Annotated in this window: 22 protein-coding genes and 5 tRNA genes; 24 read left to right on the top strand and 3 right to left on the bottom strand. The window is 39.9% G+C overall.

Going from position 1 to position 23,815, the window contains the following annotated elements; translation table 11 throughout:
- Positions 1 to 135: 135 nt before the first annotated feature.
- The 3 genes from DZC72_RS15090 to DZC72_RS15080 are packed head-to-tail and all read right to left on the bottom strand — an operon-like array spanning position 136 to position 1,836.
- The gene (locus DZC72_RS15090) at positions 136 to 717 is read right to left on the bottom strand and encodes a YceI family protein (RefSeq protein WP_125223764.1); all 582 of its coding nucleotides are present in this window, start codon (positions 715 to 717) and stop codon (positions 136 to 138) included.
- A gap of 35 nt (positions 718 to 752) precedes the next feature.
- Positions 753 to 1,385: an NAD(P)H-dependent oxidoreductase gene (locus DZC72_RS15085; protein WP_125223763.1), complete on the bottom strand. Its 633-nt coding sequence runs from the start codon at positions 1,383 to 1,385 to the stop codon at positions 753 to 755.
- A gap of 4 nt (positions 1,386 to 1,389) precedes the next feature.
- A complete protein-coding gene (locus DZC72_RS15080; RefSeq protein ID WP_125223762.1) occupies positions 1,390 to 1,836 on the bottom strand; it encodes a MarR family winged helix-turn-helix transcriptional regulator in 447 nt (148 codons plus the stop codon).
- Between the two features lie 132 nt (positions 1,837 to 1,968).
- On the opposite strand from DZC72_RS15080, the gene DZC72_RS15075 reads away from it, so the two are divergent.
- The 24 genes from DZC72_RS15075 (at position 1,969) to rpoC (ending at position 23,769) form a co-directional block, all read left to right on the top strand.
- Positions 1,969 to 2,280 (top strand): rhodanese-like domain-containing protein, encoded by a 312-nt coding sequence (locus DZC72_RS15075; RefSeq protein ID WP_125223761.1) that lies wholly within the window; start codon positions 1,969 to 1,971, stop codon positions 2,278 to 2,280.
- Between the two features lie 60 nt (positions 2,281 to 2,340).
- Positions 2,341 to 3,621, top strand: a complete 1,281-nt coding sequence (locus DZC72_RS15070; protein WP_125223760.1) for a DUF2851 family protein — start codon at positions 2,341 to 2,343, stop codon at positions 3,619 to 3,621.
- Positions 3,622 to 3,630: 9 nt separating this feature from the next.
- Positions 3,631 to 3,858 carry a PspC domain-containing protein gene (locus DZC72_RS18005; RefSeq protein ID WP_125223759.1) on the top strand — a complete coding sequence of 76 codons (228 nt, stop codon included), beginning with the start codon at positions 3,631 to 3,633 and terminating at the stop codon, positions 3,856 to 3,858.
- 2 nt (positions 3,859 to 3,860) lie between these two features.
- Positions 3,861 to 4,874: a potassium channel family protein gene (locus DZC72_RS15060; RefSeq protein ID WP_125223758.1), complete on the top strand. Its 1,014-nt coding sequence runs from the start codon at positions 3,861 to 3,863 to the stop codon at positions 4,872 to 4,874.
- A 75-nt stretch (positions 4,875 to 4,949) separates the two neighbouring features.
- Complete coding sequence (locus DZC72_RS15055; protein WP_125223757.1) at positions 4,950 to 6,623, top strand: alanine/glycine:cation symporter family protein; 1,674 nt, start codon at positions 4,950 to 4,952, stop codon at positions 6,621 to 6,623.
- Between the two features lie 16 nt (positions 6,624 to 6,639).
- A complete protein-coding gene (locus tag DZC72_RS15050; protein WP_243641759.1) occupies positions 6,640 to 7,515 on the top strand; it encodes a ComEA family DNA-binding protein in 876 nt (291 codons plus the stop codon).
- A gap of 4 nt (positions 7,516 to 7,519) precedes the next feature.
- Positions 7,520 to 8,689 carry an acyl-CoA dehydrogenase family protein gene (locus DZC72_RS15045; RefSeq protein WP_125223755.1) on the top strand — a complete coding sequence of 390 codons (1,170 nt, stop codon included), beginning with the start codon at positions 7,520 to 7,522 and terminating at the stop codon, positions 8,687 to 8,689.
- 98 nt (positions 8,690 to 8,787) lie between these two features.
- A complete protein-coding gene (gene rpsU / locus DZC72_RS15040; RefSeq protein ID WP_099545808.1) occupies positions 8,788 to 8,982 on the top strand; it encodes a 30S ribosomal protein S21 in 195 nt (64 codons plus the stop codon).
- Between the two features lie 87 nt (positions 8,983 to 9,069).
- Positions 9,070 to 9,963, top strand: coding sequence for a tyrosine-type recombinase/integrase (locus tag DZC72_RS15035; RefSeq protein WP_125223754.1), 894 nt, complete (start codon positions 9,070 to 9,072; stop codon positions 9,961 to 9,963).
- A gap of 49 nt (positions 9,964 to 10,012) precedes the next feature.
- Positions 10,013 to 10,315 (top strand): ribosome hibernation-promoting factor, HPF/YfiA family, encoded by a 303-nt coding sequence (gene hpf / locus DZC72_RS15030; protein WP_099545810.1) that lies wholly within the window; start codon positions 10,013 to 10,015, stop codon positions 10,313 to 10,315.
- Positions 10,316 to 10,417: 102 nt separating this feature from the next.
- Positions 10,418 to 10,491, top strand: a tRNA-Thr gene (locus tag DZC72_RS15025).
- A gap of 143 nt (positions 10,492 to 10,634) precedes the next feature.
- Positions 10,635 to 10,716: transfer RNA gene (locus tag DZC72_RS15020), tRNA-Tyr, on the top strand.
- Positions 10,717 to 10,763: 47 nt separating this feature from the next.
- Positions 10,764 to 10,836: transfer RNA gene (locus DZC72_RS15015), tRNA-Gly, on the top strand.
- A gap of 74 nt (positions 10,837 to 10,910) precedes the next feature.
- A tRNA-Thr gene (locus DZC72_RS15010) sits at positions 10,911 to 10,982 on the top strand.
- Positions 10,983 to 11,038: 56 nt separating this feature from the next.
- Positions 11,039 to 12,226 (top strand): elongation factor Tu, encoded by a 1,188-nt coding sequence (gene tuf, locus DZC72_RS15005; RefSeq protein WP_099545811.1) that lies wholly within the window; start codon positions 11,039 to 11,041, stop codon positions 12,224 to 12,226.
- Positions 12,227 to 12,332: 106 nt separating this feature from the next.
- Positions 12,333 to 12,405 (top strand) — tRNA-Trp (locus tag DZC72_RS15000).
- Positions 12,406 to 12,535: 130 nt separating this feature from the next.
- Positions 12,536 to 12,724, top strand: coding sequence for a preprotein translocase subunit SecE (gene secE / locus DZC72_RS14995; RefSeq protein WP_099545812.1), 189 nt, complete (start codon positions 12,536 to 12,538; stop codon positions 12,722 to 12,724).
- A gap of 10 nt (positions 12,725 to 12,734) precedes the next feature.
- Positions 12,735 to 13,286: a transcription termination/antitermination protein NusG gene (gene nusG / locus DZC72_RS14990; protein ID WP_125223753.1), complete on the top strand. Its 552-nt coding sequence runs from the start codon at positions 12,735 to 12,737 to the stop codon at positions 13,284 to 13,286.
- A gap of 66 nt (positions 13,287 to 13,352) precedes the next feature.
- Positions 13,353 to 13,790 carry a 50S ribosomal protein L11 gene (gene rplK / locus DZC72_RS14985; protein WP_125223752.1) on the top strand — a complete coding sequence of 146 codons (438 nt, stop codon included), beginning with the start codon at positions 13,353 to 13,355 and terminating at the stop codon, positions 13,788 to 13,790.
- Positions 13,791 to 13,809: 19 nt separating this feature from the next.
- Positions 13,810 to 14,499 carry a 50S ribosomal protein L1 gene (rplA, locus tag DZC72_RS14980; protein ID WP_125223751.1) on the top strand — a complete coding sequence of 230 codons (690 nt, stop codon included), beginning with the start codon at positions 13,810 to 13,812 and terminating at the stop codon, positions 14,497 to 14,499.
- 25 nt (positions 14,500 to 14,524) lie between these two features.
- A complete protein-coding gene (gene rplJ / locus DZC72_RS14975) occupies positions 14,525 to 15,040 on the top strand; it encodes a 50S ribosomal protein L10 (RefSeq protein ID WP_094997913.1) in 516 nt (171 codons plus the stop codon).
- Positions 15,041 to 15,090: 50 nt separating this feature from the next.
- Complete coding sequence (rplL, locus tag DZC72_RS14970) at positions 15,091 to 15,471, top strand: 50S ribosomal protein L7/L12 (protein WP_099545816.1); 381 nt, start codon at positions 15,091 to 15,093, stop codon at positions 15,469 to 15,471.
- Between the two features lie 132 nt (positions 15,472 to 15,603).
- Complete coding sequence (rpoB, locus tag DZC72_RS14965) at positions 15,604 to 19,413, top strand: DNA-directed RNA polymerase subunit beta (protein ID WP_125223750.1); 3,810 nt, start codon at positions 15,604 to 15,606, stop codon at positions 19,411 to 19,413.
- 57 nt (positions 19,414 to 19,470) lie between these two features.
- Complete coding sequence (gene rpoC / locus DZC72_RS14960; protein WP_125223749.1) at positions 19,471 to 23,769, top strand: DNA-directed RNA polymerase subunit beta'; 4,299 nt, start codon at positions 19,471 to 19,473, stop codon at positions 23,767 to 23,769.
- Positions 23,770 to 23,815 lie beyond the last annotated feature (46 nt).

Genomic DNA, 23,815 nt, shown 5'->3' with positions numbered 1-23,815 from the left:
AAGTTTTTTTCATTGTTTTCATTGGCGTAAATATAGAAAGGAAATTGAAATGCACCAATTTTATATATAAAAAAATAAAGACCCCTAGGTAAATTCCCTAGAGGTCTTTTATAAAAGTAATTTAGAAGTAGAATGTTAGATGGCCAAATCTACGACCAAATCAAATTCGTCATAGATTGTTTTGTCTCCTAGGTTATCAAAGAAACTTCCAGAGCCGTATCGTACATCATACTTTGCTCTATCTACCTTGAGAGTGGCAGTAGCTTTATTCTCATAAATGGATACAACAAAAGTTACCGGATTAGTCTTTCCTTTGATAGTTAAGTCACCTTTTACAGAATATGAATTCTTGTTCATGGATTCTGCGGATGTAATTACCAATTTGGCGGTAGGGTAATTTTCAACTCCAAAAAAGTCGTCGGATTTTAAATGCCCTTCCAGTTTTTCCTTTCCTTCTCCAGAGGCCATGTCCAAGTTGGTGATCGAAGTCATGTCCACAACGAACTCACCTCCAGTTAATTTGTTGCCATCCATTACCAAATGGCCGGATTTAAGATTTATTGTTCCTTCATGTGATCCCGTTACTTTATAACCTTTCCATGTAACTTTGCTTTCACTGACGTTTACTTCTTTTTTTTCTCCATCAATAGGAGCGTTGGCGGTTGCTGAAAATCCGAATACTAGAGCCAATGCAATGCTTAAAACTGATTTTTTCATGTTTTTAATTTAATTGTTTGAATACTAATTTTTGTTTATAAATGGGTGAATAATCTTTCTTTTGGGTAACGTACCTTTGACAGGTGCTGGGTTTCATCGGATGACGCCCTGTAGCCGATGGCCAATACGACCGAAGCATTTAGGTTTGATTCCTTCAGCCCCAATATTTCATTGTACTTTTCATTCTCAAAACCTTCAATGGGGCAAGTATCAATTTTCATGGAGGCGGCCACGGTCATTAAATTACCAAGGGCCAAATATACCTGCCTGGCCGTCCAGCTATTTTTGTGTTCATTGGGGAGTCCCATTAGTTTCGACTTCATAAAATCCGAATACCCTTTAACGGCTTCATGGGTAATGCCCCGGGTCTGGACCACATTGTCCAAATAGTCGTCTACCAAATCCTCACCAAAAGAATTTTTGTTGGCAAACACTATGACATGGGAGGCATCCGTTATTTGCGATTGGTTCCATGTGACAGGTTTTAGTTTTTCCCTGAGTTCTTTATTTTCAATCACAAAAATATGGTAAGGTTGGAGGCCATAGGATGAGGCGCTCAATCTAGTTGCTTCCAAGAGTGTTTCCAAATCCTCCGAATTAACCTTCTTTGTCGTATCGAATTTTTTGGTGGCGTAGCGCCAATTCAAATCATGTATTATGTCCTTCATTCCATTAAAATTTATCCAATAAACTATTTAGTTCTTTTAATTCAGTGACGGAAAAGTTCTTGACGATGTTCTTTTCCATTTCAAATTTTATGCCATCGATTTCATTTAAAACATCCAAACCCTTTGTAGTGATTTTGATTTCTACTTTCCTTCTGTTCTGCGGACATATTTTTCTGATGACATAATCTTTGGCCAACAATTTGTCAACCAACCTTGTAGTATTGCTCATTTTCGTGACCATCCTTTCATTTATGGTGGATAGGTTGGCAGGTTTATTTTCCTGGCCCCTTAATATGCGCAACACATTGAACTGTTGAATGGAAATTCCAAAGGGTTTTAACGAGGCCGACATCATTTCATTGATCTTGTTGGTAACCAATGTCAAATGAATGATGGTTCTCGCTTCCAAGGGAATTTCTTTTTTTGTTTTTATGATTTCCTCAACGTTCATGTACAAACAATATTTGTATATACAAATTTATGTCGGTTCAAAGGAATTATCCTAATCCAACCGATTTAATTTTTTGTTAAAATTATTTTTAACTGATTTCAAATAGATCCGCTATTTTTGAAAAAAACTATTATGGCAGACTTATCGCAAGAGGAATGGGCCTCTAGGCTAGCGCAGGACGACAATGCAATCATTTTGGATGTTCGAACGGATACCGAAGTCGAGGAAGGGTTTATACCCAATTCGGTCAATATCGATATTTACAAAGGTCAAGGTTTTATAGATGAACTTGAAAAGATGGACAAATCAAAGAACTATTACGTTTATTGCAGGTCCGGCAATAGATCTGGTCAGGCATGTGCCATCATGAACAGTCTTGGTTTTGAAAACGCCTTTAATCTGGAAGGAGGATTTATGAACTGGGAAGGTGAGGTAGCCGAATAAATTGAATTTAAATACTTAAATTGGAGACCCGCCTTGTGCGGGTCTTTTTAATTCTGCCACATGCGGGAAGACTTGTTGCACTACATCTGGAATTACAAAAAGTATCCTAGCCTGGGGTTGAAGACTTCCGGTGGGGAGAATCTTATGATTCTTAACGCAGGCTCCCACAATCTTTTGAGCGGCCCAGATTTTTTTAATGCCCAAGTACGCATAGGGAACCAACTTTGGGCCGGGAATGTGGAAATTCATATAAATGCTTCGGACTGGTACGTACATCATCATGAACAGGACAGTAGTTATGACAATGTAATACTTCATGTGGTTTGGAACGATGATGTATCGGTTTATAGAAAAGACGGGTCGGAAATACCTGCTCTTGAATTAAAAAACTTGATAGATTCCCGTTTGTTGGATGGATATCAAAAATTGATGAAGGGAAATTCCGGTCAGTTTATCAATTGCGGGAAGGATATTAATGAAGTTTCTGGATTCGATTTCAAGAACTGGCAAGATCGCTTGTATTTGGAGCGGTTGGAAGACAAGTCCAAGGTCATCTTGAATCTCTTGGAGAAATTTGGCAATGACTGGGAAAAGGTTTTGTTTACACTTTTGTTAAAGAACTTTGGATCAAAAATCAACGGAGAGGCATTTTTCAGCCTGGGAAAGAATTTGAATTTTTCCCAAGTGAGGCACTTGGTAGGGAAACCTTTTGAATTGGAATGTCTATTATTCGGTATGTCAGGATTGTTGGAGTCCGAGGATATTTTGGATGCATATTATATAGAACTGAAAAAAACTTTTGGATACTTAAAATCCAAATACGAACTGGATTTGACAAGCGTGGCCAAAGTTTCATTTTTTAAATTGAGGCCACCCAACTTTCCAACCATTCGACTTTCTCAGTTCGCCATGTTATATGCATCCTCAAATAATTTATTCCGCGATTTGGTACATTGTTCAAAAGAAGAAATATATGGGCTTTTTAAAATAAGGGCGAGTTCCTATTGGGACACACATTTTAATTTTGGAAAGGAATCAAAAAAATCGCCAAAGAGTATTTCCAAGAAATTTGTTGACCTTTTGATTATTAATACGATAATTCCCGTTAGATACTGTTATTTGAGAAATAAGGGGATCTACAATTCGGACTCCCTACTTTCCCTGATTCAAAATATTGATGAAGAAAAGAATAGTATTATCGATAATTTTAAGCATTTGGATATTCCTGTGAATTCCGCTTTTGAAAGCCAGTCCCTATTACAATTATACAATAACTATTGTACGAGGAATAAATGCTTGCAGTGCGCCGTTGGGACCAAATTATTGAATTTAAAATCCTAATTTTATCCTATGAACATTTTATATAATTTGTTGCATTATCTTCAGAAGCGAGGATTTGAAGTTTGTAGGAGAATTGCTGACCGGCTTGGAATCAGGGCCAGGGTTGTGAGGACTTCCTTTATCTATCTAACTTTCGTTACCCTGGGATTTGGATTTGCCCTATATCTGTTTTTGGCATTTTGGTTAAAAATCAAGGATTTGATCTATACCAAAAGAACATCTGTATTTGATTTATAGTTATGGTTAAGCTCTTTCGTTCCAAACTCTATGTGGCTTTACTATTAATGATAGTGGTGCTGTTTTTTGGGATTTTGGGCTATCGTTATATTGAGGATTATTCTTGGATGGATGCCCTTTATATGACTATCATAACGGTTACGACCGTAGGTTTTTCTGAAGTACGCCCCATGGATATACAAGGGAAAATGTTTACTGTCGTTTTGATAGTGACCAGTGTATTTATCTTTGGTTTTGCCATTTCCGTTATCACGGAATACCTTTTGAATAGAAACAGTCCGCAAATATTAAAATTGAAGAAAGTGAAAAATAGGATCGATAAATTATCAAATCATGTAGTAGTGTGTGGTTTTGGTCGAAACGGGATGCAGGCGGCAGAAAGGCTTAAAGCGTATAAAAAGCCTTTTGTGGTAATTGAAAGGGACAAGGAGCTTTTGGAAAAATATGATGATGAGATACTGTTTATGGAGGGTGATGCCAATGAAGATGAGGTATTGCTAGCTGCCGGAATCGAGAGGGCCAAATACTTGATCGTTACATTGCCAGATGATGCGGCCAATCTATTTGTAGTACTATCCGCACGCCAATTGAATGCGAACCTATTTATCATCAGTAGGGCTTCGCAGGTTACTTCCCAACATAAATTGCAGCTGGCGGGTGCCAATAAAGTGATTATGCCCGATAAAATAGGTGGTGACCATATGGCCTCATTGGTCGTAATGCCCGACCTTATAACCTTTATGGACAAACTATCGGTGGAAGGGGAGCATACTACCAATCTGGAAGAAGTGGCCATCGAGGACTTCTCGAATCAAGTAGATTGCAATTCTTTGCGAGATCTGGACCTACGAAGAAAAACCGGTTGTACGATAATAGGTTATATTGCACCGGATGGCGAATACATAATTAATCCTGAAGCGGACCTTCAATTGCAGCCTAAGAGTAAGGTAATAGTTCTAGGTAGACCGGAACAAATAAAAAAGTTGAATGAAATGTTCCATATTGACTTGAGTTAATTCAACGTTATAATTTGATTGGGTTCATTTTTTTTGTGATATTGCCAAACTAACTAACTAAAAATCAAAAAAAGTATGAAGTATAAACTTCTAAGTCTTTGTTCCTTCATGTTCCCTTTTTTGTCCATGGCCCAAGAGGCCGGTGAAATGGGGATAGATGAAAAAATCGATAAAGTTTTCGGAGACCTAACAGGGTGGTTCGTGGAGTTTATTTTTTACCAGATACCTTTTTCAGAGAATATAAAAATATATTGGGTATTGTTCCCATTGATATTGGGGGCAGGGTTCTTTACCATCTATTTCCGTTTTATAAATTTTACTGGGGTATGGACAGCCTTAAAAGTTGTAATGGGCAAGTATGAGGACATTGAGAAATATGGGGCCAAGGAGCTTTATGGGGAAGATGGAATTGCGGCCGGAGTGGATTTGAACAAGGTGGAAAGCCTTGATAAGCATTTGGCGGATAACAAGGACGAGATTGTAGTCGATGGTGATATTTTGGATACCATAAGGGATGAAAGTTCCAACGGGGAGGTATCCCACTTTCAGGCACTTACGGCAGCGCTATCCGCAACTGTTGGACTGGGGAATATTGCTGGTGTAGCCGTAGCGGTCTCCATTGGTGGGGCGGGCGCTACATTTTGGATGATCATTGCCGGATTTTTGGGAATGGCCTCTAAATTCGTGGAATGTACCCTAGGAGTAAAATACAGGGACGTAGGCAAGGATGGAACTATTTTTGGAGGGCCCATGTATTATTTGAACAAGGGGCTTAAGAACAAGAGCTTAGGGAGGATATTGGCCGGAGCATTTGCTGTTATGTGTATCGGCGGTTCTTTTGGAGGCGGTAATATGTTCCAGGTAAACCAAGCCGTGCAGCTTTTTGAAAATATGACAGGTGGAACCGAGTCCTTTCTTTATGGTTACCGATGGGTTTTTGGTTTGGTCATGGCGGTTTTGGTTGGAATAGTAATCATTGGTGGTATTAAATCCATTGCCAAGGTTACGGATAAGATAGTTCCTTTTATGGTCGTGATTTATGTAGGCGCCTCCCTTTTTGTGCTGATAGCCAAGTTTGATATGATTGGTTGGGCCTTCAATGAGATTATTCAAGGTGCTTTCGCACCTGTGGGAATCGTTGGTGGTGCCGTTGGGGTCATGATTCAAGGGTTTAGAAGGGCGGCCTTTTCAAATGAGGCCGGTGTTGGATCTGCTTCCATCGCCCACTCTGCAGTAAGAACAAAGTACCCTGCTTCAGAAGGTTTGGTAGCTCTATTGGAACCCTTTATAGATACCGTGGTGGTATGTACAATGACAGCGTTGGTACTAATTATAACAGGTAATGTTGACCCAGGAAACGCTGGTCTGAATGATGCCGATGCCATCTTGTTGACTTCAGGTGCATTTGGTTCGGTAATTAGCTGGTTCCCATACGTCTTAACGGTAGCCGTGGTTCTTTTCGCTTTCAGTACCCAAATTTCTTGGTCCTATTACGGTTATCAGGCTTGGGCATATCTTTTTGGAAGAACAAAGAAAACGGAGTATACCTATAAGATTATTTTCTGTCTATTCGTGATTGTAGGAGCCTCTGCGAGTATGGGTTCCGTAATCGGATTTTCAGACGCAATGATTTTTGGTATGATGGTCCCAAATATGATCGGGATTGTGATCTTGGCACCCAAGGTAAAGGGAGAGCTTAAAAAATATATGGATGCCATCAAACTTAAGGTAAAAGCCGTTACTGAATAGTTTTAATCTGATATCATTGAAAAAATCCCACTTCAAGTTTACAAAACAGGAGCGAAGTGGGATTTTCTTTTTGCTTTTACTAATCGTACTGGTGCAAGCCTCTTTTTGGTTGTATAATCATTTTTCAAATGTATATTTTGAGCCCATCGTTTTGGACAAGGAAATGCAAGAAAAAATTGATAACATAAAAGAGGAAAGTAAAAAAAGCGATTCGCTGAAACTCCACCCTTTCAACCCAAATTTCATATCGGATTTCAAAGGATATACATTGGGTCTTTCAGTAGATGAAATCGATCGTCTTCACCGGTTCAGGGATAGAGACCTGTACGTCAACTCCAAGGAAGAATTTCAAGAAGTGACCGGCGTCTCTGATTCTTTGCTGAATTTCATATCGCCCTTTTTTAAATTTCCTGAATGGGCCAATAGTCAAACAAGGACTTTGAAGGATGCAACCAACCTGGAGAAAAGCACTAAACCTATATCTGTTCGAATAAAGGATTTGAACGGAGTGACACTTGAAGAACTTCAAGACATTTATGGGGTAGGGAATGTACTTTCCGAAAGAATATTAAAGTTTAGGGATAGATTGGGCGGTTTTTTATTGGACAACCAGTTATATGACGTATATGGTTTGGAGCCTGCTGTTGCAGAGCGTATCCTTGAGAAATACAGGGTGTTGAACATACCTGAAATTCAAAAGATAGATATCAATACCGCAACGGTAGGGGAACTGTCCAAAATAGTGTACATATCCAGGAGTGTTGCGGAAGGAATTGTAAGTTATCGGGTTAAAAACGGTGAAATCCTGTCCTTTAGTGAATTGACTCAAATCGAGAATTTTCCTGCCGACCGTATTGATAGATTTCCTTTATATTTGTCCCTCAAAAAATAAAGCTATGAACAATATTTACTTCACTGAAGAACATCTTTTGTTTAGGCAAAGCCTAAAGGATTTTTTGCAGAAGGAAGTAGTGCCCCATATAGAGAGATGGGAGGAGACCGGTACCATCGAAAGATTTATTTGGGAAAAGTTTGGTGAGATGGGATATTTTGGTCTTGCCACACCAGAGGAAGATGGCGGTTTAGGTCTGGACTTGTTTTACACCGTTATTTTTTTGGAGGAATTGCAAAAAATAAATTCCGGTGGTTTTGCAGCCGCAATGTGGGCACATGCTTACTTGGCCATGACCTATTTGAACAAGAGGGCCAAAGGGGATATAAGGAAAAAATATCTAGAGCCTAGTGCCTATGGTAAATTAATCGGCTGTCTTGGTGTTACGGAACCTTATGGAGGAAGTGATGTTGCTGGTATGAGAACTACTGCCATACAAAAGGGTGACATGTATATAATTAATGGTTCAAAAACCTTTATTACGAATGGCGTATATGGAGATTATATCATCTTAGCAGCTAAGACAGATAGTACCGCAGGAAATAAAGGAATCAGCATTTTTGTAGTTGATAGAAATGCAAAGGGTGTATCTGCAAATAAATTAAACAAACTAGGGTGGAGGGCTTCGGATACCGCTGAGCTTGCATTTGACAATGTTGAAATTCCCTCAGAGAATTTATTGGGAGAGGAAGGTATGGGATTTTCTTATATAATGGAGGCATTTGCTCTTGAACGCCTTGTAATGGGAATTAATGCGCATGCTAGAGCGGAATATGCTTTGGATTATGCGATGCAGTATATGTCGGAACGTGAAGCGTTTGGAAAAACGATAAATCAATTTCAGGCATTGCGTCATCGAATCGTGGATCTCCACGCGGACATTGAAATTTGTAAGCAGTACAATTATTACGTAGCAAGTAGATTGGACAAAGGTGAGTATGTAGTGAAAGAAGCTACTATTTCCAAACTTAAATCCACCAAAATGGCTGATGAGGTCGCTTACGAATGCCTACAGTTTTTAGGAGGTTATGGATACATTGAAGACTACCCCATGGCACGATTGCTGCGCGATAGCAGATTGGGACCTATTGGTGGAGGAACCTCGGAAATACTCAGGGAAATAATCGCAAAGATTATCATTGATAAAAAGGAATACCGTCCCGCAACCAATTAATGAAGGAATTTTGCTTCAAAAAGAGAAATATTGTTGCCCATATTAAATTAGTTTTTATCTTTGCGGCCTTAATCACAAAAGAAAGGAGGTTGTAGCCCATGTTAATTATACCAGTAAAAGAAGGAGAAAACATAGATAGAGCTTTAAAACGTTTCAAGAGAAAGTTTGATAAGACAGGTACAATGAGGCAGTTGAGAAAACGTCAACAGTTTACTAAGCCTTCAGTAGAGCGAAGAGCTCAAATACAAAAAGCACAATACATTCAAAGTCTAAGGGACCAAGAGGAATTTTAGAAGTTGATATTATATAAGCTAAATCCCGCATCTTGCGGGATTTTTTGTTATTGGTGTTTTCTCCAAAGCAATTCCTAACTTTGGTTCATGCTTTTAGATCAATTCACGGACTACCTTGCCTTGGAGAAAAAATATTCCGGCCACACGGTTAGGGCGTATTGCAAAGATCTTTTGGAGTTTAAGAATTTTTGCCAATCTCAATTTGTGATAGGGAACATTGACACTATTGCCTACACCATAATTAGGAGTTGGATAGTGGCCTTGTCAGACACAGGTATTTCCAATAGGACGATAAACAGGAAAATAGCTTCCCTTAAGGCATACTATAAATTTCTTCAAAAGATTGAATCTATTACAACGAATCCTCTGTCAAAGCATAGGGCCTTGAAAACCCCAAAAAAATTGGAAACTCCGTTTTCTGAGATGGAAATGGAACATGTACTGAACACAATAAGTTATTCCGATGATTTTGAAGGCACGAGGGATATGCTTGTGATACATATATTATATGCTACCGGAATTAGAAGGGCTGAGTTGGTTAACCTTAAGCTTAAAGATGTGGACCTTGAGGAAAAAACCATAAAGGTTTTGGGAAAAAGGAACAAGGAGCGAATCATTCCTTTGATGCGGGAGACCATAACACTCTTAAAGGACTATTTATTAGTAAGAAACACCATGACATTGGCTGAAAATTCAGAGTTTTTATTATTGACGGATAAAGGCAATAAAATATACGAAACCCTTGTTTATAGAATTATAAATAAGTATTTTAGAAAGGTGTCCGTCAAGGTTAAGAAAAGCCCTCATATATTGAGGCATACCTTTGCAACGCATCTCTTGAATAAAGGTGCTGATTTGAATTCTGTCAAGGAGTTGCTAGGCCATTCAAGTTTGGCATCCACGCAGGTTTATACGCATAACAGTATAGCTGAACTTAAAAAAATACATGCTTCTTCCCACCCTAGAGGGAAAAACAAATAGATTGTTTAATTCCGTCCCTAAATAGCAAAGGGGCATAAAATTCCAGCTTATGAAAGTAAACGCACAATCCGTTAATTTTAATGCAGATGTCAAATTGATAAATTTTCTGCAAAACCGTTTGGATAAATTGGAAACTTTTTATGATAAGGTGATTAGTTCCGATGTTTATTTGAAGGTAGAGAATACCAGTTCCAAAGAAAACAAGATTGTGGAAATTAAGTTGAATGTCCCAAAGAATAATTTCATGGTCAAAAAGCAATGTAAATCGTTTGAAGAGGCAGTGGATACGGCATGTAATTCTTTGGAAAGAAAATTGATTAAGAGAAAGCAAAAATTAAGAGCCAACGCATGATGAAAATTTTTTGAAATTTGTTTTGAAAAAACAAATAAATCTATACATTTGCAGTCCGTTAGAAATAGCGGACTTTTTTGTGCTAAAAAAAGCGCTAAAAGTGCCGATGTAGCTCAGCTGGCTAGAGCAGCTGATTTGTAATCAGCAGGTCGTGGGTTCGAGTCCCTCCATCGGCTCCTGGAATAGTGAAAAAGCATTGGGGTGCAGACAAAAAGTAAATAAAAAATACTTGGTGTTTGTTGGGACGAGAAGTTTATCCTGAGCGTGGTCGAAGGGAGTCCCTCCATCGGCTCCTAAGTTCTTAAAATACTGATAAAGCGGGGAGATACTCAAGCGGCCAACGAGGGCAGACTGTAAATCTGCTGACTATGTCTTCGCAGGTTCGAATCCTGCTCTCCCCACATAGCTTTGTCTATCAGTATTGAAGTGAAATTTTGAAAATTTATAAGCGGGAGTAGCTCAGTTGGTAGAGCGTCAGCCTTCCAAGCTGAATGTCGCCGGTTCGAACCCGGTCTCCCGCTCTATTTTCTTGACTTTATAGTCGTTCCTGCGAAGGCAGGAGTCTGCCATATCGCAGGTGGATTCAACACTTTACGCCGGTGTAGCTCAGGGGTAGAGCGTTTCCTTGGTAAGGAAGAGGTCACGAGTTCAAATCTCGTCATTGGCTCAATTAAGGTATAAATTTGTACACTAATATAAACTAAGAATAAAAATTAAATAAACATGGCAAAGGCAACTTTCGATCGTTCCAAACCACACTTAAATATTGGTACCATTGGACACGTGGATCACGGTAAAACTACATTGACTGCAGCTATTACAGAGGTTCTGTCAAACGCAGGTCTTTCTGAAAAGAGAAGTTTCGATTCTATCGACAACGCTCCAGAGGAAAAGGAAAGAGGTATTACAATAAATACATCGCACGTTGAGTACCAAACAGCTAACCGTCACTATGCGCACGTTGACTGTCCAGGTCACGCGGATTACGTAAAAAACATGGTTACCGGTGCTGCTCAGATGGACGGTGCAATTTTGGTTGTTGCCGCTACAGATGGACCTATGCCACAAACTCGTGAGCACATCCTATTGGGTCGCCAAGTAGGTATCCCTAGAATCGTTGTTTTCTTGAACAAGGTGGATATGGTTGATGATGAGGAGTTGTTGGAGCTTGTTGAAATGGAGGTAAGGGAATTGCTTTCTTTTTATGAGTACGATGGTGATAATGGACCTGTAATTTCTGGTTCTGCCTTAGGTGCTTTGAACGGTGAACAAAAATGGGTTGATACTGTTATGCAATTGATGGACGCTGTTGATAGTTGGATCGAATTGCCAGAAAGAGATGTGGATAAGCCATTCTTGATGCCCGTTGAAGACGTATTTACTATCACAGGTCGTGGTACTGTGGCGACTGGTAGAATTGAAACTGGTATCGCAAACACTGGTGACGCCGTAGATATTATTGGAATGGGGGCTGAAAAATTATCTTCAACTATTACTGGTGTTGAAATGTTCCGTAAAATTTTGGACAGAGGTGAAGCAGGAGATAATGTTGGAATCTTGTTAAGAGGTATTGAGAAATCTCAAATTAGCCGTGGAATGGTTATCTGTAAGCCAGGTTCTGTAAAGCCGCATGCTAAATTTGAAGCTGAGGTGTATATTTTGAAAAAGGAAGAAGGTGGTCGTCACACTCCTTTCCATAACAATTATCGTCCGCAGTTCTATGTAAGGACAACAGACGTAACCGGTAATATTTCCCTTCCGTCAGGTGTAGAAATGGTAATGCCAGGTGATAACCTTACAATTACCGTTGAATTAATTCAACCAATTGCACTTAGCGTAGGTCTTCGTTTTGCTATCCGTGAAGGAGGTAGAACTGTAGGTGCTGGTCAGGTTACTAAGATTTTGGATTAATCCAATTATTTATAAATAATATACTTTAAGGGTGTCCGTCTTTTAGGCGGATACCTTTAAATGTAAATACATATTTGTGTCACTTTTATTTATGTGATGCACACATACGGGTGTAGCTCAGTTGGTAGAGCACTGGTCTCCAAAACCAGGTGTCGGGAGTTCGAGTCTCTCCTCCCGTGCTGAAAAATTGGCAACGCAAAGAAACGAGAAGTTTATCCGTGGGCATAATCAAGGGGAATCTCATTTAATGCAAAATTTGCAATTGGGGAAGTTACATTCCTAGATTTTTTTGAACTTAATACAGTAGAGATGTTGACATATATTAAAGAATCCGTTGAAGAACTCAGGAATAATGTTACCCTTCCATCCAGGGCAGAGGCCTCAAACTTAATGGTAGTGGTCGCTGTTTTTTCCATCATTTTCGCTTTGGCGACTTGGGGAGTGGATACGGTATTCAGCAAAGTAGTTCAACTGTATTTTGATTACGTTTTAAATTAATTTGAGCTCTATGTCAGAAGTATTGGAAAAGAAATGGTATGTGGTTAGGGCTGTAAGTGGTCAGGAGAACAAGATTAAGGGGTATATCCAAAGTGAGGTCGATAGGCATGGTTTTTCTGATTATTTGGAAGAGGTTTTGGTTCCAACGGAAAAGGTAATTCAAATTAGGAACGGAAAAAAAATCAATAAGGAAAGAGTTTACTTTCCGGGCTATATTATGGTGAAGGCCAATTTAGGTGGTGAAATGGTGCATATAATACGCTCCATTACTAATGTAATTGGCTTTTTAGGGGAAACTAAAGGAGGTGATCCTGTACCTCTTAGGAAATCTGAGGTTAACAGGATGTTAGGTAAAGTAGATGAGTTGACCGTAAATACGGATAGTGTTGCAATACCTTTCGTTTTTGGGGAAACTGTAAAGGTTATTGATGGACCTTTCAATGGGTTTAACGGTACCGTTGAAAAAATAAATGAAGAAAAGCGTAAGCTTGAGGTAATGGTAAAGATTTTCGGTAGAAAAACGCCATTGGAATTAAGCTACATGCAAGTAGAAAAGATTTAAGATAATTGTTACATATTTAAAAGTAGTGTTGCTTCCATTAACACACTTTCAATTTAATTTTAAACAATGGCAAAAGAAGTAGGTAAAGTAGTTAAACTACAAGTTAGGGGAGGTGCAGCGAATCCATCGCCACCGGTTGGACCCGCCTTAGGTGCTGCCGGTGTTAACATTATGGAGTTCTGTAAGCAGTTCAATGCTCGAACGCAGGACAAGCAAGGTAAGGTTTTACCAGTTGTTATCACCGTGTATAAAGACAAGTCGTTTGACTTTGTCGTGAAAACACCACCAGCGGCAGTTCAGCTATTGGAAGCGGCTAAGATTAAAAAGGGATCTGGCGAGCCTAACAGAGTAAAATTGGGTAGTGTAACCTGGGATCAAATCAAGGCGATTGCCGAAGATAAGATGGTAGACCTTAATGCATTTACGATTGAAGCGGCAATGAGCATGATTGCAGGGACCGCTCGTTCAATGGGTATGAAGGTTGCAGGTAAAAGACCTTTTTAAAATCTTAAAAAGCAATTAAATGGCAAAATTGACAAAAAAGCAAAAGGAAGCCCACTCTAAAATCGAAAAGGACAAATTGTATTCCTTAGAAGAGGCTTCTGCTTTAGTAAAAGAGATAACAAGCACAAAGTTTGATGCGTCCGTAGATATTGCCGTGCGTTTGGGTGTAGATCCACGTAAGGCGAATCAAATGGTACGTGGGGTGGTAACACTTCCTCATGGAACCGGTAAGGATGTGAAAGTTTTGGCTTTGGTTACACCAGATAAGGAAGCCGAAGCAAGGGAAGCAGGTGCTGACTATATTGGATTGGACGAATATTTGGATAAAATTAAAAACGGTTGGACAGATGTTGATGTAATTATCACTATGCCAAGTGTTATGGGTAAACTGGGCCCTTTAGGACGTGTTCTTGGACCAAGAGGATTAATGCCCAATCCAAAAACAGGTACAGTGACAATGGATATTGCCAAGGCCGTATCTGAGGTGAAAGCTGGTAAAATTGATTTTAAAGTTGACAAGACGGGTATAGTACATGCCGCAATAGGGAAAGTTTCTTTCTCTCCCGATAAAATTGCAGGCAATGCTAAGGAGCTCTTGGAGACATTGAACAAGATGAAACCAACTGCCGCTAAAGGTGTTTACATGAAAAGTATTTTCCTGTCAAGCACCATGAGCCCAAGTGTTCAATTGGACCCAAAGTCAGTTTAAGCACTGCTAGTTAAAAATATCAATTATGACAAGAGAAGAAAAAGCAACGGTTATACAGGATTTAACTACGCAGTTGGGTGAGAATTCCATTATTTACCTAGCGGATATTTCTGGAATGGACGCTGGAACAACCTCTGATTTAAGAAGGGCTTGTTTTAAGGCAAATATCAAACTGGCAGTAGTTAAGAATACATTGCTTGCAAAGGCAATGGAAGCTTCCGAAAAGGAATTTGGTGAACTACCTGAAGTGTTGAAGGGGAATACCTCTTTAATGTTCTCTGAAGTTGGCAACGCTCCGGCAAAGCTTATCAAGAATTTCAGGAAAAAATCAAATAAGCCCTTATTAAAAGGTGCCTTTGTTGAAGAAGCAGTTTATATAGGTGATGAAACTTTGGATGCTTTAGTTAGCATTAAGTCCAAGGAAGAAATGATAGGGGAAATTATTGGATTGTTACAATCCCCAGCTAAAAATGTTATTTCCGGACTTAAATCTGGTGGAGGTAAACTTGCCGGTATCCTTAAAACATTATCTGAAAAATAAGTACGCACTAAAAACTAAGTATATTTTAAAATTTTATTAAACGATAGAAAATGGCAGATTTAAAAGATTTCGCAGAACAATTGGTTAACCTTACAGTAAAGGAAGTAAATGAGTTGGCCGCTATATTAAAAGATGAGTATGGTATCGAGCCTGCTGCAGCTGCAGTAGCCGTTGCTGCTGGTGGTGGTGCCGCTGATGCTGGTGAAGCCGTAGAGGAAAAATCAGAATTCGATGTAATATTGAAATCTGCAGGAGCTTCTAAGCTAGCAGTGGTTAAATTGGTTAAGGAATTGACAGGTTTAGGATTGAAAGATGCTAAGGATATCGTTGATAGCGCACCAAAGGCTGTTAAGGAAGGTATCTCCAAAGATGAAGCAGAAGGTATCAAAAAATCATTGGAAGAAGCAGGAGCGGAAGTTGAGCTTAAATAATAGCTTTAACCATATTGAATTTGGTTTAGGTCTTTTCGCATTCTGCGGTTAGACCTAAGCCTTTTTATAGAATTAGGTATATAAAGAGGTATACCACCCAAATAGTACTCACGATCAAAACACTGTCCGTAGATGTTCACAAATCAGACTGAAAGAATAAATTTTGCATCCGCTAAGAATACTCCGCACTATCCGGATTTCTTGGATATTCAGATCAAATCTTTTCAAGATTTTTTCCAGCTTGAAACCAAATCTGATCAAAGAGGTGATGAAGGATTGTACAATACCTTCATGGAGAACTTTCCAATTACTGATACAAGAAATCAGTTCGTACTGGAATTTTTAGATTATTTTATCGATCCGCCAAGATACTCTATCCAAGAGTGTATAGAGCGCGGTCTTACCTATAGCGTTCCATTAAAGGCGAGGTTAAAACTATATTGTACAGATCCAGAACACGAAGATTTCGAAACAATAGTACAGGATGTTTATTTAGGGACCATTCCTTACATGACGCCAAGTGGTACATTTGTAATAAATGGAGCTGAAAGAGTGGTTGTTTCCCAATTGCACCGATCTCCAGGCGTTTTCTTTGGACAATCTTTTCACGCCAACGGAACCAAGTTATATTCTGCCAGGGTGATTCCTTTTAAAGGTTCTTGGATAGAATTTGCAACAGATATCAATGGTGTCATGTATGCCTATATCGACAGAAAGAAAAAATTACCCGTTACTACCTTATTTAGGGCAATCGGGTTTGAAAGGGATAAGGATATTTTGGAAATTTTTGATCTTTCGGAGGAAGTAAAAGTTTCCAATGCCGGACTCAAAAAAGTTCTTGGTCGCAAATTGGCGGCAAGGGTCTTGAACACTTGGCATGAGGATTTTGTGGATGAGGATACAGGCGAGGTAGTTTCAATCGAGAGAAACGAAATTGTCTTAGATCGAGATACGATTCTGGAAAAGGAGCATATTGCCGAAATTTTGGAGGCTGACGTTAAGACTATTCTTTTACACAAGGAGAACAATGCGCAGTCTGATTATGCCATCATTCATAACACACTTCAAAAGGACCCAACGAATTCTGAAAAAGAGGCTGTTGAGCATATTTACAGGCAATTGCGTAATGCCGAGCCGCCCGATGAAGAAACGGCACGGGGTATTATCGATAAATTGTTCTTTTCCGATCAGCGCTACAACTTAGGTGAAGTGGGTCGTTACAGAATGAACAAAAAATTGGGTCTTGATATTGGAATGGACAAACAAGTCTTGACCAAGGAAGATATCATAACCATTATAAAATATTTAATAGAGTTAATTAACTCGAAAGCGGAGATTGATGATATTGACCACCTTTCAAACCGTCGCGTACGTACGGTAGGTGAGCAATTGTCACAACAGTTTGGTGTGGGTCTTGCCCGTATGGCAAGAACGATTCGTGAGCGTATGAACGTACGTGATAACGAGGTGTTTACCCCGATCGATTTGATCAATGCGAAGACCTTATCTTCGGTAATCAATTCCTTCTTCGGTACCAACCAGCTGTCTCAGTTCATGGATCAAACGAATCCATTGGCGGAGATAACACATAAAAGAAGGTTATCAGCACTTGGGCCAGGGGGTCTTTCTAGGGAAAGGGCCGGTTTTGAGGTACGTGACGTGCACTATACTCATTATGGACGTTTATGTCCTATAGAAACACCTGAAGGTCCAAACATTGGTTTGATATCATCCCTTTCGGTATTCGCCAAGGTAAACCCAATGGGCTTCTTGGAAACTCCATATAGAAAAGTTGAGAATTCCAAAGTAGATTTGGAGAATTACGTCTATCTAAGTGCCGAGGAAGAAGAAGGAATGAAGATTGCACAGGCAAACATTCCTCTTAAGGAAAATGGCCAGATTGATACCGATAAGGTTATTGCTAGGGAAGAAGGTGATTTCCCAGTAGTTGATCCTGCTGAAATTCACTATACCGATGTTGCACCAAACCAGATTGCATCTATTTCTGCATCCCTGATTCCTTTCTTGGAGCATGATGATGCGAACCGTGCCTTGATGGGATCGAACATGATGCGTCAAGCAGTCCCACTTCTAAAACCACAATCCCCAATTGTTGGTACCGGTCTAGAAAGGCAGGTAGCTTCAGATTCAAGGGTATTGATCAATGCGGAAGGTGATGGTACAATCGAATATGTGGATGCTGAAAAAATTACTATAAAGTACGATCGAACGGACGAAGAAAGATTGATTTCCTTTGATGAAGATGAAAAGACATATTTCTTGGTTAAATTTAGAAAGACGAACCAAGGTACTAGCATAAACCTGAAGCCAATCGTAAAGAAAGGGGATAGGGTTAAAAAAGGCCAGGTATTGTGCGAAGGGTATGCGACTGAGAAAGGAGAATTGGCGTTGGGTAGAAACCTTACCGTAGCTTTCATGCCTTGGAAGGGATATAACTTTGAGGATGCTATCGTTATTTCTGAAAAAGTGGTGAGAGAAGATATATTTACTTCCATCCACGTAGATGAATATTCTTTGGAGGTCCGTGATACTAAATTAGGTGCTGAAGAGCTTACACACGATATTCCAAACGTTTCGGAAGAAGCAACAAAGGATTTGGATGAAAACGGTATGATCCGTATTGGTGCCGAAGTGAAACCTGGCGACATATTAATAGGTAAGATTACTCCAAAAGGAGAATCAGATCCTACGCCAGAGGAGAAATTATTGCGTGCCATCTTCGGTGATAAGGCCGGTGATGTAAAGGATGCCTCCTTGAAAGCTTCACCATCCCTAAGAGGTGTCGTTATAGATAAGAAACTTTTCTCTAGATCTGTAAAGGATAAGAGAAGGCGTTCTGAGGATAAGGAGGAACTATCCAAATTGGAATTGGAATATGAAGTTAAGTTCCAAGAATTAAAGGATATCTTGATTGAAAAACTGTTTACGCTGGTAAATGGTAAAACTTCTCAAGGTGTATTGAATGATCTAGGTGAGGAAGTATTGCCAAAAGGTAAGAAATACACTATGAAAATGTTAAACTCTGTTGATGACTTTGCCCACTTGGTGGGTGGAAGTTGGACTACGGATGCCGATACAAATAATTCTGTGGCAGACTTGCTTCATAATTATAAAATCAAATTGAACGACCTTCAGGGTAACCTGAGAAGGGATAAGTTTACGATTTCCGTTGGTGATGAATTACCTGCAGGAATTATGAAATTGGCCAAAGTTTACATAGCCAAGAAGCGTAAGCTTAAAGTAGGTGATAAAATGGCCGGTCGTCATGGTAACAAGGGTATCGTTTCCAGAATAGTACGTCAAGAAGATATGCCGTTCCTGGAAGATGGAACGCCTGTGGACATTGTGTTGAACCCACTTGGTGTACCTTCCCGTATGAACATTGGTCAGATTTATGAGACCGTATTGGGTTGGGCCGGACTAAAATTAGGTAGAAAGTTCGCTACGCCTATTTTCGATGGTGCATCTTTGGATGAAATAAACAAATATACCGATGACGCCGGTATCCCAAGATTTGGACACACCTATTTATTTGACGGTGGTACGGGACAGCGTTTTGATCAACCTGCTACTGTGGGAGTCATCTATATGTTGAAACTAGGTCACATGGTAGATGATAAGATGCACGCGCGTTCTATAGGACCATACTCTTTAATTACGCAGCAACCATTGGGTGGTAAAGCCCAGTTTGGTGGTCAGAGATTTGGAGAAATGGAGGTTTGGGCCTTGGAGGCCTACGGTGCTTCTGCAACCTTGCGGGAAATATTGACCGTTAAGTCGGATGATGTTATCGGTAGGGCGAAGACCTATGAGTCCATCGTGAAAGGTGAGACGATGCCAGAACCTGGTTTACCAGAATCTTTCAATGTATTGATGCACGAACTTAAGGGATTAGGTTTGGATATTCGATTGGAAGAATAAGCGATGGTCTTTTGGGGCTATTTTAAACACAATTAAAATCATTATCAGTACGCTATTATGGCTAGAATAAAAGATAATAACCAAGTAAAAAGGTTTGATAAAATTTCAATCGGATTGGCTTCGCCAGAAGCAATTTTGGCAGAGTCAAGGGGTGAGGTTTTAAAGCCTGAAACAATTAACTATAGAACCCACAAACCAGAACGTGACGGATTGTTCTGTGAGCGTATATTCGGACCCGTAAAGGATTACGAATGTGCCTGTGGAAAGTATAAGAGAATCCGTTACCGAGGTATTGTTTGTGACCGTTGTGGTGTTGAGGTTACCGAGAAAAAGGTACGTAGGGATAGGGTTGGTCACATCAATTTGGTAGTGCCTGTTGCACACATTTGGTACTTCCGGTCATTGCCAAACAAAATTGGTTATTTGTTAGGCCTTCCTTCCAAGAAATTGGACATGATTATTTACTACGAGAGATACGTAGTAATTCAGCCTGGTATCGCCAAAGGACCTGAAGGTGAGGAAATTAAAAAAATGGATTTCTTGACCGAAGAGGAGTATTTGAACATTTTGGAATCCATTCCCCAAGAGAATCAATACTTGGAGGATACCGATCCTAACAAGTTCATTGCGAAGATGGGTGCAGAGTGTTTGATCGATCTTTTGGGCAGAATCAATTTGAAAGAACTTTCTTTTGAATTAAGACATAAGGCAAATACGGAGACTTCAAAACAAAGAAAGACCGAAGCTTTGAAAAGACTTCAGGTTGTTGAGGCTTTGAGGGAATCCCAGGATAACCGTGAAAACCTTCCAGAGTGGATGATTATGAAAGTAATTCCGGTAATTCCGCCAGAATTGCGTCCATTGGTTCCTTTGGATGGTGGTCGTTTTGCGACTTCGGATTTGAACGATTTGTATAGAAGGGTAATCATCAGAAATAACCGCCTAAAAAGGTTGGTAGAGATCAAAGCTCCTGAGGTCATTCTGAGAAATGAGAAACGTATGCTTCAAGAAGCGGTCGATTCACTTTTTGATAATACCAGAAAGGCATCGGCAGTAAAAACCGAGTCTAACCGACCCTTGAAATCGCTTTCTGATTCCTTGAAAGGTAAGCAAGGACGATTCCGTCAAAACCTATTGGGTAAACGTGTGGATTATTCGGCACGTTCGGTTATCGTTGTTGGACCAGAAATGAAATTGTTCGAATGTGGCCTTCCAAAGGATATGGCTGCCGAGCTATATAAGCCTTTTGTCATTAGGAAATTGATTGAACGGGGTATAGTTAAGACCGTTAAGTCTGCCAAAAAGATTATAGATAAGAAAGAACCTGTTGTTTGGGATATTCTTGAAAATGTATTGAAAGGACACCCCGTATTACTGAACCGTGCACCTACGTTGCACCGTTTGGGTATTCAGGCATTCCAGCCTAAATTAATAGAAGGTAAGGCGATTCGCCTACATCCATTGGTATGTACCGCCTTCAACGCGGATTTTGACGGTGACCAGATGGCCGTTCACTTGCCATTGGGCCCAGAGGCCATTTTGGAAGCTCAATTGTTGATGCTGGCTTCCCATAATATCTTGAACCCGGCTAATGGTTCTCCAATTACCGTACCTTCACAAGATATGGTTTTGGGTCTGTATTATATGACCAAAGAGCGTATATCCACACCAGAGGTACCAGTAAAAGGAGAAGGTTTGACATTCTATTCTGCGGAAGAGGTTGAAATTGCTTTCAATGAAGGTAAAGTGGCCTTGAATGCGGGAATTAAGGTAAGGGCCAAAGATTTCAATGAAGACGGGGAACTGGTATACCAGATTATCCAAACTACTGTAGGTAGGGTATTGTTCAACATGGAAGTACCTGAAGCGGCTGGATATATTAACAAAGTATTGAACAAGAAATCCTTAAGGGACATTATTGGGGATATTTTATCCGTTACCGATGTGCCTACTACAGCTGATTTCTTAGATAAGATTAAAACTATGGGATACGATTTCGCCTTTAGGGGAGGATTGTCCTTTAGTTTAGGTGATATTATCATTCCGGAAGAAAAGCATGAAATGATTGCCGATGCCAATGGACAGGTCGATAATATTATGGCTAATTATAACATGGGTCTGATAACCAACAACGAGCGCTATAATCAGGTAATTGATGTTTGGACTTCTACAAACGCCATGTTGACCGAATTGGCCATGAAACGTATACGGGAGGACCAACAAGGATTCAACTCGGTTTATATGATGTTGGATTCCGGTGCGAGGGGCTCTAAAGAGCAGATTCGTCAGTTGACAGGTATGCGTGGATTGATGGCAAAACCAAAAAAATCTACGGCCGGTGGTGGTGAAATTATTGAAAACCCTATTCTTTCCAACTTTAAGGAAGGTCTTTCAATCCTTGAATACTTTATCTCTACGCACGGTGCACGTAAAGGACTAGCGGATACGGCCCTTAAAACGGCGGATGCAGGTTACCTAACACGTCGTTTGGTGGATGTATCCCAAGATGTTATCATCAACATAGAAGATTGTGAGACGTTAAGAGGTGTTGAAGTTCAAGCACTAAAAAAGAACGAGGAAATTGTTGAAACTTTAGGAGAACGTATTCTAGGGCGTGTCTCGTTACATGATGTATATGATCCAATTACAGAGGAGTTATTATTGACTGCCGGTCAGGAAATTATGGAGTCCGATGTGAAGAAAATTGAGGCGTCTCCTGTAGAAACCGTAGAGGTAAGATCTGCATTGACTTGTGAGGCACAACAGGGAATCTGTGCCAAATGTTATGGTAGAAACCTTTCTACCAATAAAATGGTTCAAAGAGGTGAAGCTGTTGGTGTTGTGGCTGCACAGTCCATTGGTGAGCCTGGTACTCAGTTGACCTTGCGTACCTTCCACGTGGGCGGTATTGCTGGTAACATATCTGAGGATAACAAACTTGAAGCTAAATTCTCCGGTATCGCCGAAATAGAAGATTTGAGAATCGTTAAGGGTGAGAATTCAGAAGGTAAGCCTGTAAATATCGTTATTTCCAGAACTACCGAAATTAAAGTGGTGGATGCCAAAACGGGCATTACCCTAAGTACGAATAATATCCCATATGGTTCGCAACTTTTCATTGAAGACGGTGCTAAGGTCCAGAAAGGTGATTTAATTTGTTCTTGGGATCCATATAACGGAGTTATCGTTTCTGAATTCCCTGGAAAGATTGCGTACGAAAACATTGAGCAGGGTGTTACCTACCAAGTCGAGATTGACGAACAGACCGGTTTCCAAGAAAAGGTGATTTCTGAATCTAGAAACAAAAGGTTGATTCCAACGCTTCTTATTCAGGACAATAAAGGAGAAACATTACGTTCTTATAATCTTCCTGTTGGTTCCCATATAATGGTGGACGACGGAGATAAGATCAAAGAAGGTAAAATCTTGGTCAAGATACCTCGTAAGTCCGCTAAGGCAGGGGATATTACCGGTGGTCTTCCAAGGGTAACCGAATTGTTCGAGGCTCGTAATCCTTCCAACCCAGCGGTTGTATCCGAGATTGATGGTGTTGTTTCTTTTGGTAAAATTAAAAGAGGTAACCGAGAAATCATAATCGAATCCAAACTCGGAGAAATTAAGAAATACCTGGTAAAGCTTTCCAACCAGATTCTAGTTCAGGAAAATGACTACGTAAGGGCGGGAATGCCACTTTCTGATGGCTCTATTACTCCAGAGGATATATTAGCGATAAAAGGTCCATCAGCTGTACAACAATACTTGGTTAACGAGGTACAGGAGGTATACCGTTTACAAGGTGTGAAGATTAACGATAAGCACTTTGAGGTTGTTGTAAGACAGATGATGCGTAAAGTAAGAATTGAAGATCCGGGAGATACTATTTTCTTGGAAAACCAACTTATTCATAAAGATGACTTCATTATCGAAAATGATGAGATTTTTGGTAAGAAAGTCGTTATGGAAGCAGGTGATTCTGAGAACCTTAAACCAGGTCAAATCGTTACTTTAAGGGAGCTAAGAGATGAAAATTCTGTTCTTAAACGAAATGATAAGGCATTGGTAGAGGCTAGGGATGCAGTTGCTGCCACAGCAACTCCTATACTCCAAGGTATTACTCGAGCTTCGTTACAAACCAAGTCGTTTATATCAGCGGCCTCCTTCCAGGAGACAACCAAGGTCTTGAACGAGGCAGCCGTTAGTGGTAAAGTGGATACCTTGGAAGGTCTGAAAGAAAATGTAATCGTGGGACATAAAATACCGGCAGGTACCGGTATGAGGGACTATGAAAACATAATCGTAGGATCTAAGGAAGAATATGATGAAATCATGGCTAGAAAAGAGGCCTTAAGATTCTAATATTAAAGCCCTCATAAGTGAGGGCTTTTTCTTTTTTAATTATCAT

It is taken from the genome of Maribacter algicola (assembly GCF_003933245.1).
Classification (GTDB): domain Bacteria; phylum Bacteroidota; class Bacteroidia; order Flavobacteriales; family Flavobacteriaceae; genus Maribacter; species Maribacter algicola.
Note: the sequence above shows the minus strand (reverse complement) of the source record. Positions and strands in the feature narration are given on the sequence as shown.

Excerpts from the sequence above, each read along its gene's own strand:
- DZC72_RS15090 (WP_125223764.1), bottom strand. The coding sequence starts at position 717 with ATGAAAAAATCAGTTTTAAGCATTGCATTGGCTCTAGTATTCGGATTT.
- DZC72_RS15085 (WP_125223763.1), bottom strand. The coding sequence starts at position 1,385 with ATGAAGGACATAATACATGATTTGAATTGGCGCTACGCCACCAAAAAA.
- DZC72_RS15080 (WP_125223762.1), bottom strand. The coding sequence starts at position 1,836 with ATGAACGTTGAGGAAATCATAAAAACAAAAAAAGAAATTCCCTTGGAA.
- DZC72_RS15075 (WP_125223761.1), top strand. The coding sequence starts at position 1,969 with ATGGCAGACTTATCGCAAGAGGAATGGGCCTCTAGGCTAGCGCAGGAC.
- DZC72_RS15070 (WP_125223760.1), top strand. The coding sequence starts at position 2,341 with ATGCGGGAAGACTTGTTGCACTACATCTGGAATTACAAAAAGTATCCT.
- DZC72_RS18005 (WP_125223759.1), top strand. The coding sequence starts at position 3,631 with ATGAACATTTTATATAATTTGTTGCATTATCTTCAGAAGCGAGGATTT.
- DZC72_RS15060 (WP_125223758.1), top strand. The coding sequence starts at position 3,861 with ATGGTTAAGCTCTTTCGTTCCAAACTCTATGTGGCTTTACTATTAATG.
- DZC72_RS15055 (WP_125223757.1), top strand. The coding sequence starts at position 4,950 with ATGAAGTATAAACTTCTAAGTCTTTGTTCCTTCATGTTCCCTTTTTTG.
- DZC72_RS15045 (WP_125223755.1), top strand. The coding sequence starts at position 7,520 with ATGAACAATATTTACTTCACTGAAGAACATCTTTTGTTTAGGCAAAGC.
- rpsU (WP_099545808.1), top strand. The coding sequence starts at position 8,788 with ATGTTAATTATACCAGTAAAAGAAGGAGAAAACATAGATAGAGCTTTA.
- DZC72_RS15035 (WP_125223754.1), top strand. The coding sequence starts at position 9,070 with ATGCTTTTAGATCAATTCACGGACTACCTTGCCTTGGAGAAAAAATAT.
- hpf (WP_099545810.1), top strand. The coding sequence starts at position 10,013 with ATGAAAGTAAACGCACAATCCGTTAATTTTAATGCAGATGTCAAATTG.
- tuf (WP_099545811.1), top strand. The coding sequence starts at position 11,039 with ATGGCAAAGGCAACTTTCGATCGTTCCAAACCACACTTAAATATTGGT.
- secE (WP_099545812.1), top strand. The coding sequence starts at position 12,536 with ATGTTGACATATATTAAAGAATCCGTTGAAGAACTCAGGAATAATGTT.
- nusG (WP_125223753.1), top strand. The coding sequence starts at position 12,735 with ATGTCAGAAGTATTGGAAAAGAAATGGTATGTGGTTAGGGCTGTAAGT.
- rplK (WP_125223752.1), top strand. The coding sequence starts at position 13,353 with ATGGCAAAAGAAGTAGGTAAAGTAGTTAAACTACAAGTTAGGGGAGGT.
- rplA (WP_125223751.1), top strand. The coding sequence starts at position 13,810 with ATGGCAAAATTGACAAAAAAGCAAAAGGAAGCCCACTCTAAAATCGAA.
- rplJ (WP_094997913.1), top strand. The coding sequence starts at position 14,525 with ATGACAAGAGAAGAAAAAGCAACGGTTATACAGGATTTAACTACGCAG.
- rplL (WP_099545816.1), top strand. The coding sequence starts at position 15,091 with ATGGCAGATTTAAAAGATTTCGCAGAACAATTGGTTAACCTTACAGTA.
- rpoB (WP_125223750.1), top strand. The coding sequence starts at position 15,604 with ATGTTCACAAATCAGACTGAAAGAATAAATTTTGCATCCGCTAAGAAT.
- rpoC (WP_125223749.1), top strand. The coding sequence starts at position 19,471 with ATGGCTAGAATAAAAGATAATAACCAAGTAAAAAGGTTTGATAAAATT.